Raw genomic sequence first — 13383 nt, forward strand, 5'->3', positions numbered from 1 at the left:
GTCCTACATCGTGATGAAATGGCATGCAGCATGCCCTCGCCGCTGGGCGGGTTCATGGCGGCGCTTCGTCGCCTACCCCAACCGGCGGTAACGTGGTCGCGACATGGAAGGTGACATTCCCGGCTGCCAATTCAGGACTAAATCGTTGTTTGACAAAGGGAATGACGAATGCGCGAGTTTTGAATTCACCCTCGGTCGGCGTAAACCTGTTCGACCCTCGCTTGCATTCTGCGCCAATCCCGTTATGTGCGCGCATCCCTTGGGTGTACCGGGGGATTCGAAGAAAGCCGGAGGGGCCCCGCAATCCCGCGGATCAGCCAGCGATCGGCCATATGTGAAAGGACAAGGGCATGGCTCTCTACGAGCATGTTTTCCTGGCGCGACAGGACCTGAGCCAGGCTCAGGTGGACCAGCTCGCCGCCACCGCGACCGAGATTGTCGAGAATAACGAAGGCAAGGTTACCAAGACGGAAACCTGGGGCCTCAAGAACCTCGCCTACAAGATCGACCGCAACCGCAAGGCGCATTTCGTAATGCTCAACATCGAAGGCCCCGGCGCCGTCGTGGAAGAGCTCGAACGCCAGACCCGCATCAATGAAGACGTCATCCGTTACATGACCATCCGTGTCGACGAGCATGAAGATGGCCCCAGCGTGATGATGCGCAAGAACGAGCGCGATGCCAAGAAGCGCCGCGACCGCGAGGAGCGTAACTGATGGCCCGTCCGTTTTTCCGCCGCCGCAAGTCCTGCCCGTTCTCGGGCAAGAACGCCCCCAAGATCGACTACAAGGACACACGTCTGCTGCAGGGCTTCATGTCCGAACGTGGCAAGATCGTCCCCAGCCGCATCACCGCCGTCAGCGCGAAGAAGCAGCGTGAACTGGCCAAGGCCATCAAGCGCGCTCGCCACATCGGCCTGCTGCCGTACATCGTGAAGTAAGGAGAAAATCCATGGATATCATTCTCCTTCAGAGGATCGAAAAGCTCGGCTCGATCGGTGACGTCGTCACTGTGAAGGACGGCTATGCCCGCAACTTCCTGCTCCCGCAGAAAAAGGCACTGCGCGCCAACGAAGCCAACAAGAAGGTCTTCGAAGCGAACCGCGATCGCCTGGAAAAGGAAAACGCGGAACGTCGTACCGAAGCCGAAAAGGCTGGCGAAAAGGTCGATGGCGTCGAAATCGTACTGATCCGCGCTGCGTCGAACACCGGCCAGCTCTACGGTTCGGTCAACGTTCGCGACATCGCTGCCGCGCTCGCCGACAAGGGCCACGACATCGACAAGAAGCAGGTCATCATGGGTGATCCGATCAAGGCGATCGGCATGCATGAAGTCCGCATCGACCTCCACCCCGAGGTGTCGGTTAACATCAAGGCCAATGTCGCCCGTTCGGACGACGAAGCCGAGCTGCAGAGCCAGGGTGTCGACGTGATGGCGCAGATGTTCGAAGACGAACAGCGCGAGATCGAAGAACAGGCCGAAGCCAACCGCATCGACTCCAACCTCGAGCCGGGCGAAATTCCCGCCGACATGCTCGAAGACGGAGCGGACGAAGGCGAAGAGACAGCCGAAGGCTGATCCTCGCTTCGAATAAAGTACAATTAGGGCGCGGCGGCTTCGGTCCCCGCGCCCTTTTTGTAACAAAGCCCTGCTTATGGCAGGGAGGGACTTCATAAACACAAGAGGCAGGAGAAACGCCCATGGAATCCATCGAACAGACGCTCGACAGGCTCGAGAGCATCTATGACGCGGCAGTCGAGCGGCTGCGCGCAGACGTCATCGCCTTCGGCCGTGAACGCGAATTGCCCGCGCCGGAACGCCGCAGCGACGGCAGCTATTCCTATCCCGAACTGCGCCTGCGTTTCCGCGGCGGCGATCAGCCAGAAGACCGCAACCGCGCCTTCGGCCGCCTCAACGCGCCCGGGCTCTACACCACCACGGTCACCCGCCCGGCGCTTTTCCGTGATTACCTTCGCGAACAGCTCGAACTCATCGACGAGAATTACGAAGTCGAACTGGAAGTCGGCTCGTCACGCCAGGAAATCCCCTTCCCCTACGTCCTCGATGGCGAAGCCGGTGCGGAACTCGTCGGCGTCGATCCAAACCTTATCGCCCGTCATTTCCCCTCGACCGAACTGGCCGACATCGGGGACGAGCTGGCCGACGGTATAATCCTCGGCGAGCCGGACGAAGCCATCCCCCTCTCCCTTTTCGACGGCTTGCGGACCGACTTCAGCCTGGCACGTCTTGCGCACTATACGGGCACCAGCACGGAACACTTCCAGCGTTTCATCCTGTTCACCAACTACCATCGCTATGTCGATGAATTCGTGGACTGGGCCGGATCGCAGCTCGGCGCCAACGGCTACACGGCCTTGGCGGGCGCCGGCGGCCTCATGCTGACGGAAAAGACCGACAATGCCCGCGCGCAATTGTCCGATACGGCATGGCGGCGGCACCAGATGCCGGCCTATCACCTCGTCGGCCCGAACAAGGAAGGCATCACGCTGGTCAATATCGGCGTAGGTCCTTCCAATGCGAAGACGATCTGCGACCACCTGGCCGTGCTGCGGCCGGAAGCTTGGTTGATGATCGGCCATTGCGGCGGCCTTCGCCCCAGCCAGAAGATCGGCGACTACGTTCTCGCTCACGCCTATCTGCGCGACGATCACGTCCTCGACCCTGTCCTTCCGCCGGAAATCCCCCTGCCCGCCATTGCCGAAGTGCAGCAGGCGCTGGCCGGAGCGGCGGAAATGGTCTCGGGCGAACATGGCGCGGATCTTAAAAAGCGCATGCGCACCGGCACCGTGGTGACCACCGACGATCGCAACTGGGAACTGCGCTATACCAGCTCTGCCCACCGCATGAGCCTCAGCCGCGCGGTCGGTGTCGATATGGAAAGCGCAACGATTGCCGGCCAGGGCTATCGCTTCCGGGTCCCCTACGGCACACTGCTGTGCGTATCGGACAAGCCCCTCCACGGCGAAATCAAGCTGCCGGGACAGGCCAATGCCTTTTACGAAGAAGCCATTGCTGCCCACCTCCAGATCGGTGTGACGGCCTGCAAACTGCTGCGCGATGAAGGCCCCCGCCTCCACAGCCGCAAGCTTCGCGCCTTCAACGAACCGCCATTCCGCTAAATGGCATGATTGTGGTGCTTTAGAGGGTTAACGGTCCAATAATCCTTTTCTGCCATATGGGCAGTAATGACCACTATCGAACTGTCGGCGGCGACTCGCCGGCACCTGCTTGATACGTTGCAGATCGGCGCCGGCGTGCTGGCGGTCGGTGCGCTTCTGCTCGCGCCACCTGCAAAGGGCACGATGGCATTCTATCCGTTGACGGTGTCGGCCAAGCGAAACCTTCCTATGCTCGCCACCTCCGAAGGGCGAAAGCTCCTTTCGAAAACCGCGCTGGCCAATGGCTATATCGTCACGGGAACCCGTCCGGCTTATGCCGATCTGCTTTTCAATCACGGCATCATTGCCCTGGCCGTCGCGGATGGCGGCTGCATCGGAACAGCAAAATGATACGAAACGAAGTCGATACCCTCAGGCAGCAGGGTATCAAATGGATTGCTGCCGCCGGATGGGGCACGACTTTCGCCATCGGCCTGCTCACCCTCTCCATGGGGCAGCAGGCTCTTCACGCATGCATGGTCAGCGCGCTGCTCAACATCGTGCCGTCGCTACACGCCCTGCAGCGCCGATCAGATCTTGCCGCACGCCTCGCAGTCGCGCTCATGGCCGCTCTGCAACCTGCATTGCTTCTTTATGCAATGCGCGGCGCCGCCTGGCAGATCGACATGCATATGTACTTCTTCGTCGGGTTGGCCCTGCTGACCGTCCTTTGCGACGCACGCCCGATCGTTCTGGCCGCTGTGGCCATTGCGCTCCATCACCTGCTGCTTGCCCTCGTATCGCCGGAATGGGTCTTTTCCGGCGGCGGCGGCATTGAACGTGTGCTGGTTCACGCCTTGGCCGTTGTTCTTCAGGCGGCGGCCTTGTGTTTCATCGCTATTCGCCTCCACGCGATCCTGTCGCATCTGGCCGATGCTCTCATGGCGAGTGAAAATGCCAATGTCCTGGCAAATGAAGCACTCCAGCAAGCTGATGCAGAACGATCGAAGCGTGGAATGATCGAAAACGAACAGGCCGAACGGCGCCGGGTCGAACTGCTCCGCATCGCCGAAGATTTCGAGGGATCGGTTGCCATGGTCGCCGCCTCTGTCTCGCAAAGCGCCCTTACCCTCGACAGGGCCATGACTTCGCTCGATGCAACCGTCCGCGACACAGGCCGGCAGGCCAGCGACGTTGCCGCCTCCGCGTCGCAGGTCTCGACCGCCGTAGAATCGGTGGCCAGAGGCGTTGCGGAACTGTCCCGTTCGATCAGCAGCATTGCCGTAACTGCAGGACAGCAGGATCAACTTGCGAGCGAAGCTGGCGTCCGAACCAATTCTGGCGGCGAGGCAGTCACTTCACTGTCGAAGCATTCGCAGACAATCGGCGAAGCGACCAAATCGATCGCCAGCGTTGCAGAGAAGACCAATCTGCTTGCCTTGAATGCAGCGATAGAGGCCGCGTCTGCAGGTGAAGCCGGAAGGGGCTTTGCCGTCGTGGCGCAGGAGGTCAAAGACTTGGCCAGACAGGCCGCCAAGGCAACGCAGCAAATCGACAATCTGCTGTCCGGTGTGCGGGACGGGACAGGCGAAGCGGAAACCAGTTTCGGTGAACTGAGCGAAGCGATCGAGGAGCTTGCACGGTCCGCGGCAGCGATCCGAAGGGATGTCGATGGACAGCGCGGCGCTGCAGCCATGATCGAGACCAACGCAGAAGAAACCGCCAACGGCACCGACCAGATGGCGCGGCTGAGCGCCCTTCTCGCCGAAAGTGCTGTCCAGACGGAGCACCTGTTCAGCGACGCGCGTCGCACAACCGGTGAGCTCATGACAAACATCCGCTCGCTCGAAGCATCGGCCGGTCGCTTCGTCGCTACTATCAAGGCGGCTTAACTTCATCTGCATCGGGATCGGCGCAGCACTTCACACCCGCATCGCTCGGCCTGCCACCCCCGGTATCGTACCTAACGCGCCGGGTAGGGGTCGGTTACTCTGTCCGTTTACTAAAAAGCCATCTCGTCAATTGGGAGATGGTAATGCTCAAATATCTTCTCGCTTCGGCTGTTTCGGTCGCAGGTGCACTGACCTTTCCAGCGTCCATTCAGGCGGAACCGATCAATTTTCGGGCGACGCTGCTCGTTTCGTGCATAATCGTGGTTACGGACGGAGCCTTGGCGCCCAATGGCGACTACACGTTGCTGTCATCGGAAAACACGGGCGGGCTCCCGGCGACTGCTACCGTTACCGCGCTAGGCGGCGCACCGCGCCTGACCTTTACGGCGCCGACCATAACGTCTTCGGCAGATGTTACCGGCGTGACGCCCCAAATCCGGTACGTATCGCCCGGCGGGGCCAATCAACCATACACCAGCAGCCAGACGACATATAACCAGTCGGGCCTGCTCGGAACCTACACCGTCAACGCGCAGGCGTCGAAACCGACCGGTTTCAATGTCGGTACGTATACGATCGGCACGGTGCTGACATGTTCGGGCTGAGAGTTATCGCACCGCTGCTGCTGGTCACGTCGACAGCCGCCTTGGCCGTGGGCCTTGGGCCGCTGGAAAAGAGCGGCGTGACCGCTACCGAGGCCAAGGGGTTCTATCTCACGCTGACGAACCCGTACAAGCAGCCCTTTCGATTCCGGACATTCGTCGATGAAGAAACCCCGGCCCTGGAAGGCCGGGTCAGGATATTCCCCGAAGTCGCGCTGATGGCACCCGAATCCAATCGCAAGGTACTCGTAGTCGTGCGCGACCTTGTACCTGGCGAACAGGTCGATGTGCGCGTCTGCGCCGAACGGATCGAAAACAAGGAGGTCGTGGTCCATGCGAGAGTTTGTTCGAAACTCAGCGCTCGCCGTGTTGGCACTGTTCGCTAGCACCGAGGCATTTGCTCAGGCGCAAGGCGTCTATCTGCCGGCGCCCCCTCAGGGGTCTGGAGGCGAAGATTCGATCGAAACTGCTGGCGGGACACGATGTCGCCAGTCGATCAATTCGTCCGGTGGCTATGTCGATGTCGGGGTCAGCGGTAGCGCGGCGACGCCAGAAACGGTCGACCCGTTCCTGCAGTACCGCCCCTTTTCCAACGAGCGCGATGCACGCGCCCTGGTCTATGCCCGCGTAACGATTCCGTTGGGTCAGCGCCCGGAACGTATCGATTGCACCAGGTTGTACGAAATGGAGTTGCAGCGACTGCGCGAAGAAATCGCCCTGCTCAAGATGGCTGCCGAATAGGCGGTGCCAGTCTCGTCAGGAGCGGGAACCTCACTTCAGACCGAGCGCGAAATCCACCCAGATCGTAACCTTCTGCTCCATTTCCCCGACTTCTACCGCCGGTGACGACATCGGCGGCGGTGGTGGAGGCGGAGCGCCAGCCGGCCGAATTCGCGAACCGGTCACGACGATGGATTCGTAAGATGCAGAACGTTGCCGCTCGCTAATCCTCAGGACCTTCACAACGCGCATTCCGAAGGCAGTTGCATAAGCATCGGCCTCGGCTTTGGCCTTTGAAACCGCATCGGCCCGCGCTTTGGCGACGGCTGCGCTGTCGTCTTCAATCGAGAAGAATGGGCCGTTTACATCGTTCGCGCCCGCCTCGAACAGGACTGTCAGCAATTCGGACGCCTTTGTCACATCGCGCACCCGTACCGTCACGGCATTGCGCGCCTGATAGCCAGTGATGCGTGGTGGCTCTGCGCCTTGCCGATCGTAGTTGGACTGCGGATCAAGGCTTACGCTCTGTGTCTGGATGTCGCGGGGGGCCACGCCAGCCTTTTTCAAAGCCGCAACGACTTGTGCCATGGCCCGGGCGTTGCTGTCCGCAGCCTCGCGCGACGTGGTGGCAAAGGTTACGACGCCTCCTGTCAGGGTCGCCTGATCGGGCGCGACATAACTCTGACCCGTGGACTGCACTTCGAGCAGCGTCTGGTTCGGTGCAAGAACCTCGGTCGGCGACGTCTGCGCCGCTGCTGTGCTCGCCCCTAGCAAAGCCAAGGATATGAAAAGTGCTCTACGCATCGACTAGGGCCTCCCTGGGCATCAATGTGTTTTTCTAACGTGTTGTAGGTTGCAGCGCCCCGCGTCCTACCCCTTCCCTTTGGTCATGGTCTTGCCGTCCCGGGCACTTTTCGCAACGAAATCGATGATCATGCCGGCAATATCCTTGCCGGTCGCATTCTCGATGCCTTCCAGCCCCGGCGAACTGTTCACTTCCATGATCACCGGGCCATGATTGGATCGCAGCATATCCACGCCGCAAACGTTCAGTCCCATGCGCTTGGCTGCACGCACCGCAGTGCTGCGTTCTTCGGGGGTGATCTTGATCAGCTGCGCACTGCCGCCGCGATGCAGATTCGATCGGAAATCGTCAGGGGCACCGGTCCGCTTCATTGCGGCGACGACCTTGCCGCCAACGACCAGCGCGCGGATATCCGTGCCGCCCGCTTCCTTGATGAATTCCTGCACGAGGATGTTCACATTGGCTCCGCGAAACGCTTCGATAACCGACTTTGCACTGCTCATGGTTTCGGCAAGCACCACGCCGATGCCCTGCGTCCCTTCCAGCAGCTTGATCACGACGGGCGGTCCTTTGACCGCCTTGATGATTTCTTCCGCCTGCTTGGGATCGTTCGCATAGGCAGTCAGCGGCAGACCCAGGCCGTGCTTGGCGAGTATCTGCATGCTGCGGAGCTTGTCGCGGCTGCGGCCGATGGCGACGCTTTCGTTCAAGGGCCAGCATCCACGCATTTCGAACTGCCGCAATATGGCTAGGCCATAATTGGTGATCGATGCGCCGATGCGCGGAATGACCGCATCATAACCGACACAGGGCTCGCCGTTGTAATACACCTCGGGCCGGTGGCTTGCGATATGGACAGTGCAGCGCGTCGTATTCAGAATGTCGAAATAGTGCCCACGCTCTTCCGCTGCCTCTTTAAGTCGCTGGTGCGAATAGAGGTTCGGGTTGCGCGCCAGCATGGCGATTTTCATGGTTTGTGGCCTTTCTTGACCTTCATTTCCGGCGTCTGCAGCCAGGAATAGCCGCTGTCCACGACAAACCGACGACGCAGAGACGAACGCCCGATCAGCATGGGAAACCGCATATCGCTACGGTCGGCCAGACTGATCTCGGCGCGGAATTCCACATCCCCGATCTTGAGCGGTGTCTTGATCACGTAGCGGCTCTGGGTCTCACCATTCGAACTGGTGATTCCGCGAATGTCGACATGCACGGCTTCACATACCTGGCGCACATGCTGCCGCGAGAAATCGACCGCGAAACGCACGTATTTCTCGCCATCACGCTCGAACTCCTCAAGCACGGTGCCATGGAGAGAGGACGTACGCGCTCCCGTATCGATCTTCGCTGGAACACTGTGCAGCCCCAGCTCAGGCAAATGAATCAGTTCCCGCCAACCGACGATCGGCAGTTCCTTGCGCTTCATGCTCATTCGATGATCGCCAGCCCATCGCCCCCGCCTGTTCCCGGTAGGCGGCGAAGCACGCGTCCGCTGGCAAAATCGGCTTCGGCTATGGTGTTGGCCATGGTCTCAGCCACATAGATGCGCTCGCCGTTCGGTGAGAACAGGATCGTCACCTGGGTCTTCGCCTCCGCCTGATCGGGCCCCGACACCTTTATATTGCGCACGACCTTTCCGGTGGCTGTGTCGATAACGCTCAATCCGCCATCGGACAGGTTGGACGTCACCGCGTAATCACCCTGCGGTCGCACGGTGATCCGCAAGGGGAAATTGCCGGTTTCGATTCGCTGGCGCACTTCCAGCGTTCGCGGATCGAGTTTGAACGCGGCGTTTGACCCGCGAGCCGAGACCCACAGCGTATCGCCGTCGTCGGACAGCCAGATCCCTTCCGGTTCCTCGCCCACCTCGACCGATTGCGGTGCACGGCGAGTCTTCAGATCGATGAGGCTGACCGTCCGGGAGCCCAGATTTGTGGTCCACGCGTGCAATCCATCGGGCGCGACGGCGAGCATGTGCGTGCCCTCCTGACCCGAACCGAATTCGAATGTTTCCGCTTCGCCCAGTGGATCGCGGATCCAGAATACCGATTTGCGGCCTTCTGCCGTTGCATAAAGATCGCCATTGGCGTGCCACACGATCCCGTGGGGGCGCGCATTTTCGCCCAGATCGATACTCGCCACGCGCGAGAGGTCAGTGGTGCTGAAGATATCCACCGTCTGCCCGCCGTAACAGGCCAGTGCGACATGCTTCTCGTCGGGCGAGGTTGCCAGCTCGTGCGGATTGGCGCAGCTGTCGACGGTCTTCACCGCCTCGCCGCTTGCCAGATCGACTTTGGACAGCGTGTTGCCGAACTTGCCGGCAACGAACAGCGCGCCTTCGGCATCGGGAGCTGGCGACGATAGGGCATCGCCGCCTCCCGCCACGGGCGCACAGGCGACCGCGAGCGGGAGGGTCAGCAATAGGGCAAAGCGGCTTACCACCCTTCGGTCTTGCCTGCGTTCTGTTCGTCCAGCCACGCCTTGAGCGGAGCGAAGTATTCGACCATCGCTTCGCCGCTCATCTGACGCTCGCCAGTGAAGGCTTCGAGCGCATCGGGCCACGGCTTGCTGGCACCCATTTCGAGCATGGCGTTGAGGTTCTTGCCCACTTCCTCGTTGCCGTAGAACGAGCAGCGATGCAGCGGCCCATCCCATCCGGCCTGATCGCAGGCAGCCTTGAAGAACTGGAACTGCAGGATCCGCGCGAGGAAATAGCGGGTGTAAGGCACATTGCCCGGCACGTGATATTTCGCGCCCGCATCGAATTTCGTCTCGTCGCGTTCGACCGGCGGGACGATACCCTGGTATTCGAGCCGCAGGTCGTTCCAGCCTTTGTTGAGTTCGCCGGCGGGGATCGATCCGTCGAACAGGCCCCAGCGATACCGGTCGACCATCAGGCCGAACGGCAGGAAGGCAACCTTGTCCATCGCCTGCCGCAGCAGCAGGCCGATGTCCTTGTCCGTGCCCGGCACCTGGTTCGGCTGGAGCATATCGATCTGCACCAGATATTCGGGCGTGATCGACAGCGCGACCATGTCGCCGATGGCTTCGTGGAAGCCGTCGTTGGCGCCGTTGAGGTACAGATAATCCTGCTTGTTATAGGCGCGCTGGTAATAGTTGTGGCCGAGCTCGTGATGGATGGTCACGAAATCGTCGGCGTTCTTCTTGATGCACATCTTGATGCGCAGATCGTCCACATTGTCGACGTCCCAGGCGCTGGCATGGCACACCACTTCGCGGTCGCGGGGCTTTACGAACTGGCTGCGTTCCCAGAACGTGCCCGGCAGCGGCGCAAAGCCGAGCGAGGAGAAGAACTGTTCGCCAGTGCGGACCATCTGGATTTCGTCCAGACCCTTCTGCTCGATCAGTTCGGTCAGATCGTACCCGATATCGCCCGCACCTGCCGGGGCGACCAGCGGGTAGATATTGCCCCATTCCTGCGCCCACATATTGCCGAGCAGATCGGCGCGGATCGGACCAGTCGCGGGCTGCACAGCGTCGCCGTATTTCTCGTTGAGCTTGCTGCGGACATAGGTGTGCAGCGCCATGTAGAGCGGCTTCACTTCCTGCCACATGCGCTCGGTTTCGGCGGCGAACTGGTCGGGGTCCATGTCGTAGTTGGAACGCCACATCGCGCCCAGATCGGCAAAGCCCAGTTCCTTGGCGCCTTCGTTGGCGATCGCCGTCATGCGCAGGTAATCGTCGCGCATCGGCGCGCCGACATTGTCGTGCCAGCTGGTCCACATTTCGGCATATTCTTCGGGCGTACGCTCGAGGTTGCCCATTTCGGCTTCGATATCGCTGCCGCTGATTTCCTGCCCGTCCAGCGTGCCCTTGCCCTTGCCGTACTGGCTGTTGAGGCTGGTGGCGATCTCGTTGAGTTCGGTCGCAGCACCGTCGCGGACAGGGGCCGGCATCACGATGCCGTTGCGCAGGATGTCGAGCTTGCGCGCCACGTCGGCGTCGAGGCCCTGTATCTGCGCGTATTTCGCCGCTTCATTGGCATAGCGGACCGACATTTCGGTCGCCTGCGCGCCGTATTTCGCGGCCAGCGCATCGGTGTCGGGGGTGATATAGGTGGAATTCACCCACGACACCCGCGCGTATTCGACACCGAAATCGCCCATCTCGTTCTCGACCATGGCCACCCAGTCGGCCGCGCCCTGCGGCGTCATCGGGTAGGCGGCATCGGCAGTTGCAGCCGCGGGTGCAGCATTCTGGGCCGCAGCAGGAGCGGCCGAAGCGATGGCCAGGGCCGCGAGCGAGGTACAAAGCAATTTCATCGTGTCGATCCTCATGGGGAGATACAAGTTACATCGGCTACCGGATTGCACCTGCCGCCACGCTTAATCAAGCGGTCTTGGCCAGCCATCCCGCGATCGCTTCGCCCAGCTCGGCCTTGGTTACGCTGCCCATGTGGGTGCCCGGTACTTCGACATATTCGGCGTTGGGAAGCAGCCCGGCAAGCTCTTCGGCCGAACCGTTGTCGCGGTCCTCGTCACCGCACACCACCAGCGTGGGCATGGTGATATTGGCGAGCAGCGCCAGATCGAGATCGGGCATGGTGTCGAGCAGCAGCCGCGCGGCCACCCGGTCGACCCCTTGCGATTTCAGGAACTGCATGGAAAAATAATCGGGATCGCCGCGCGGGATTTCATCGAACTTCTCGATGACCCGGCGAAACTTTGCCGCGCGCCGATGCCATTCGCCAAGTCCCGCCGTGCCCATTCCGCCCACAACCAGATGCCTGGGCTGCAAGACGCCATGTGCCGTTGCGTGGAGCGACGTGCGGGCGCCCAGCGAAAATCCGCCGAGGTCGTAATCCTCCAGCGCCAGATGATCGACCAGCGCCGCTACATCGCGCACCAGAACATTGGTGGGATATTTGTCCGGATCCTGCGGTGCGTCGCTGTCACCGTGCACCCGGAAATCTAGCATGATGACCTCATACCCCTTTTCCGCGATCGCTTCGTGGTGATCCCATTTGATCCAGTTCATCTGCGCGCTGGAAAACAGGCCATGCAGCAGGACGAAGGGCCTGCCCTCTCCATGACGATGCACGGCAAGCCGCGTGCCGTCGAAACTTTCGAAATATTCGGTATTCATTCGGGCACTGCTCCGGTTGCGTCGATCCATCGTTGGCTAAGCGCCGCATGTTCGCTCAGCGGCATCCGTTTCAACCCGGACGTGTCGATCCAGGCTTCGTGAATCTTCTCCGATGCGAAATGCCAGTGCGGTTCGATCCCATAGGGATCGTCCAGACTGCCAACGGTGATGTCCATATTCTCGCCCTCGTTGAAGACAAAACCCAGGGGCGTGCCGCACTTGCTGCAAAACGGCCTGCGGGCAATGGGCGAACTTTCATACCAGTCGGGCCCGCTCTCCCAGCTCATGTCGGATTTGGGCAGACCGATGAAGGCGATCGATACGCCGCCCGTGGCCCGCTGGCACATGCGGCAATGGCACAGATAGGCCTGCGTCCCATCGACTTGCGCAGAGTATCGCACGGCGCCGCACTGGCAGCCGCCCGTCATTGCCTTCTTGTCGCTCATCGCCTCGTCAGCCCTCTTTGTTCCATTCGCCATTGCGCCATTTCTATACGATCCTGGCCGAAGAACGGTTCGCCTTCGAAGACTAGTGTCGGCACACCCCAATGGCCGGACTTTTCAAGCGCATACTGATTGGCGGCTATTTCCGCGTCGAGCTCTTCGGGCTGATCCTTTACTTCGGCCTCGATTTCCCCCGCATCCAGCCCGGCACGTTCCAGAGCGCGGGCAAGGTGGTCTCCCTCGTGCCAGTCCGGCTGTCCGCCCCAGATCAATTGTCCTGCCTCGTGGGCAAAGGCGATGCCCCTGCCCTTCCGCGCTGCCGCTTGGCCCATGCGGGTCACTCGTTGAATGAAAGGCTGCTCTGCTGCAATTTCACGCGTTGCGGGGTTCTGCACGATCGGATCGGGCCGCGGCGCTCCGAATGGGATGTCATGGAATTGCGCTACCCGCATCATGTCGCGGATCGTATAACTCAGCCAGTTGGGGTGGTTCTTCTCGAAGAAGTCAGGCTGCCTGATGGCAAGGGGATAGACCGGCCTTAAAGCTAAAGTGAGATTGAACTTCTCGCTCATCGCGCGATAACGGCCCACAGACAGATAGCTGTAAGGGGACCGGAAGCTGAAATAGAGATCGGCGGTCAGCGTCATGCTGCAACCCTAACCCTCCATTGCCTCGCTTGCCATACCGTTTGCTTTA

17 protein-coding genes are annotated in these 13383 nt (G+C 60.8%); 9 read left to right on the forward strand and 8 right to left on the reverse strand.

The window, feature by feature from the left end; genetic code table 11:
- The first annotated feature begins 350 nt into the window (after positions 1-350).
- The 9 genes from rpsF to AC13F2_RS14510 all read left to right on the forward strand — a co-directional run bounded on the left by rpsF (position 351) and on the right by AC13F2_RS14510 (position 6354).
- Complete coding sequence (gene rpsF, locus AC13F2_RS14470) at positions 351-716, forward strand: 30S ribosomal protein S6 (protein ID WP_103023651.1); 366 nt, start codon at positions 351-353, stop codon at positions 714-716.
- Entirely contained in the window at positions 716-940 is a 225-nt protein-coding gene (gene rpsR, locus AC13F2_RS14475; protein WP_086436027.1) for a 30S ribosomal protein S18, read from the forward strand. The genes rpsF and rpsR overlap by 1 nt, the downstream gene beginning before the upstream one ends.
- Positions 941-951: 11 nt before the next feature.
- On the forward strand, positions 952-1578 hold the full coding sequence (rplI, locus tag AC13F2_RS14480) for a 50S ribosomal protein L9 (protein WP_103023650.1): 627 nt from the start codon (positions 952-954) through the stop codon (positions 1576-1578).
- Between the two features lie 122 nt (positions 1579-1700).
- The gene (locus tag AC13F2_RS14485; protein WP_103023649.1) at positions 1701-3140 is read left to right on the forward strand and encodes an AMP nucleosidase; all 1440 of its coding nucleotides are present in this window, start codon (positions 1701-1703) and stop codon (positions 3138-3140) included.
- 66 nt (positions 3141-3206) lie between these two features.
- Positions 3207-3530, forward strand: coding sequence for a hypothetical protein (locus AC13F2_RS14490; RefSeq protein WP_482965626.1), 324 nt, complete (start codon positions 3207-3209; stop codon positions 3528-3530).
- A complete protein-coding gene (locus AC13F2_RS14495) occupies positions 3527-5011 on the forward strand; it encodes a methyl-accepting chemotaxis protein (RefSeq protein ID WP_482965627.1) in 1485 nt (494 codons plus the stop codon). Before AC13F2_RS14490 ends, AC13F2_RS14495 begins: the two co-directional genes overlap by 4 nt.
- A gap of 143 nt (positions 5012-5154) precedes the next feature.
- A complete protein-coding gene (locus AC13F2_RS14500; protein WP_146029832.1) occupies positions 5155-5616 on the forward strand; it encodes a hypothetical protein in 462 nt (153 codons plus the stop codon).
- A complete protein-coding gene (locus AC13F2_RS14505) occupies positions 5604-5999 on the forward strand; it encodes a hypothetical protein (RefSeq protein ID WP_482965628.1) in 396 nt (131 codons plus the stop codon). Before AC13F2_RS14500 ends, AC13F2_RS14505 begins: the two co-directional genes overlap by 13 nt.
- Positions 5983-6354, forward strand: a complete 372-nt coding sequence (locus AC13F2_RS14510; protein WP_475210950.1) for a hypothetical protein — start codon at positions 5983-5985, stop codon at positions 6352-6354. The genes AC13F2_RS14505 and AC13F2_RS14510 overlap by 17 nt, the downstream gene beginning before the upstream one ends.
- A gap of 30 nt (positions 6355-6384) precedes the next feature.
- Here the strand turns inward: AC13F2_RS14510 and AC13F2_RS14515 are convergent, their stop codons facing one another.
- From AC13F2_RS14515 to AC13F2_RS14550, 8 genes are all read right to left on the reverse strand, one after another.
- The gene (locus tag AC13F2_RS14515; protein ID WP_482965629.1) at positions 6385-7137 is read right to left on the reverse strand and encodes an SIMPL domain-containing protein; all 753 of its coding nucleotides are present in this window, start codon (positions 7135-7137) and stop codon (positions 6385-6387) included.
- Positions 7138-7203: 66 nt separating this feature from the next.
- Positions 7204-8109: a 30S ribosomal protein S6--L-glutamate ligase gene (gene rimK, locus AC13F2_RS14520; protein ID WP_482965630.1), complete on the reverse strand. Its 906-nt coding sequence runs from the start codon at positions 8107-8109 to the stop codon at positions 7204-7206.
- Positions 8106-8570, reverse strand: a complete 465-nt coding sequence (locus AC13F2_RS14525; protein WP_103023641.1) for an ATP-dependent zinc protease family protein — start codon at positions 8568-8570, stop codon at positions 8106-8108. The genes rimK and AC13F2_RS14525 overlap by 4 nt, the downstream gene beginning before the upstream one ends.
- Positions 8567-9580 carry a beta-propeller fold lactonase family protein gene (locus tag AC13F2_RS14530; RefSeq protein ID WP_482965631.1) on the reverse strand — a complete coding sequence of 338 codons (1014 nt, stop codon included), beginning with the start codon at positions 9578-9580 and terminating at the stop codon, positions 8567-8569. Before AC13F2_RS14530 ends, AC13F2_RS14525 begins: the two co-directional genes overlap by 4 nt.
- Complete coding sequence (locus tag AC13F2_RS14535; protein ID WP_482965632.1) at positions 9574-11421, reverse strand: M2 family metallopeptidase; 1848 nt, start codon at positions 11419-11421, stop codon at positions 9574-9576. The genes AC13F2_RS14530 and AC13F2_RS14535 overlap by 7 nt, the downstream gene beginning before the upstream one ends.
- Before the next feature lie 67 nt (positions 11422-11488).
- The gene (locus AC13F2_RS14540) at positions 11489-12244 is read right to left on the reverse strand and encodes an alpha/beta fold hydrolase (protein ID WP_103023639.1); all 756 of its coding nucleotides are present in this window, start codon (positions 12242-12244) and stop codon (positions 11489-11491) included.
- Positions 12241-12690, reverse strand: coding sequence for a GFA family protein (locus AC13F2_RS14545; protein WP_482965633.1), 450 nt, complete (start codon positions 12688-12690; stop codon positions 12241-12243). Before AC13F2_RS14545 ends, AC13F2_RS14540 begins: the two co-directional genes overlap by 4 nt.
- Entirely contained in the window at positions 12687-13334 is a 648-nt protein-coding gene (locus AC13F2_RS14550) for a DsbA family protein (RefSeq protein ID WP_482965634.1), read from the reverse strand. Before AC13F2_RS14550 ends, AC13F2_RS14545 begins: the two co-directional genes overlap by 4 nt.
- Positions 13335-13383: the final 49 nt, after the last annotated feature.

It is taken from the genome of Qipengyuania sp. L-5Y, assembly GCF_056859455.1.

Bases quoted from the DNA above. Each gene is read 5' to 3' on its own strand.
- AC13F2_RS14490 (WP_482965626.1), top strand. From the start codon at position 3,207: ATGACCACTATCGAACTGTCGGCGGCGACTCGCCGGCACCTGCTTGAT.
- AC13F2_RS14545 (WP_482965633.1), bottom strand. From the start codon at position 12,690: ATGAGCGACAAGAAGGCAATGACGGGCGGCTGCCAGTGCGGCGCCGTG.
- rpsF (WP_103023651.1), top strand. From the start codon at position 351: ATGGCTCTCTACGAGCATGTTTTCCTGGCGCGACAGGACCTGAGCCAG.
- rplI (WP_103023650.1), top strand. From the start codon at position 952: ATGGATATCATTCTCCTTCAGAGGATCGAAAAGCTCGGCTCGATCGGT.
- rpsR (WP_086436027.1), top strand. From the start codon at position 716: ATGGCCCGTCCGTTTTTCCGCCGCCGCAAGTCCTGCCCGTTCTCGGGC.
- rimK (WP_482965630.1), bottom strand. From the start codon at position 8,109: ATGAAAATCGCCATGCTGGCGCGCAACCCGAACCTCTATTCGCACCAG.
- AC13F2_RS14535 (WP_482965632.1), bottom strand. From the start codon at position 11,421: ATGAAATTGCTTTGTACCTCGCTCGCGGCCCTGGCCATCGCTTCGGCC.
- AC13F2_RS14495 (WP_482965627.1), top strand. From the start codon at position 3,527: ATGATACGAAACGAAGTCGATACCCTCAGGCAGCAGGGTATCAAATGG.
- AC13F2_RS14500 (WP_146029832.1), top strand. From the start codon at position 5,155: ATGCTCAAATATCTTCTCGCTTCGGCTGTTTCGGTCGCAGGTGCACTG.
- AC13F2_RS14540 (WP_103023639.1), bottom strand. From the start codon at position 12,244: ATGAATACCGAATATTTCGAAAGTTTCGACGGCACGCGGCTTGCCGTG.
- AC13F2_RS14505 (WP_482965628.1), top strand. From the start codon at position 5,604: ATGTTCGGGCTGAGAGTTATCGCACCGCTGCTGCTGGTCACGTCGACA.
- AC13F2_RS14550 (WP_482965634.1), bottom strand. From the start codon at position 13,334: ATGACGCTGACCGCCGATCTCTATTTCAGCTTCCGGTCCCCTTACAGC.
- AC13F2_RS14515 (WP_482965629.1), bottom strand. From the start codon at position 7,137: ATGCGTAGAGCACTTTTCATATCCTTGGCTTTGCTAGGGGCGAGCACA.
- AC13F2_RS14485 (WP_103023649.1), top strand. From the start codon at position 1,701: ATGGAATCCATCGAACAGACGCTCGACAGGCTCGAGAGCATCTATGAC.
- AC13F2_RS14525 (WP_103023641.1), bottom strand. From the start codon at position 8,570: ATGAGCATGAAGCGCAAGGAACTGCCGATCGTCGGTTGGCGGGAACTG.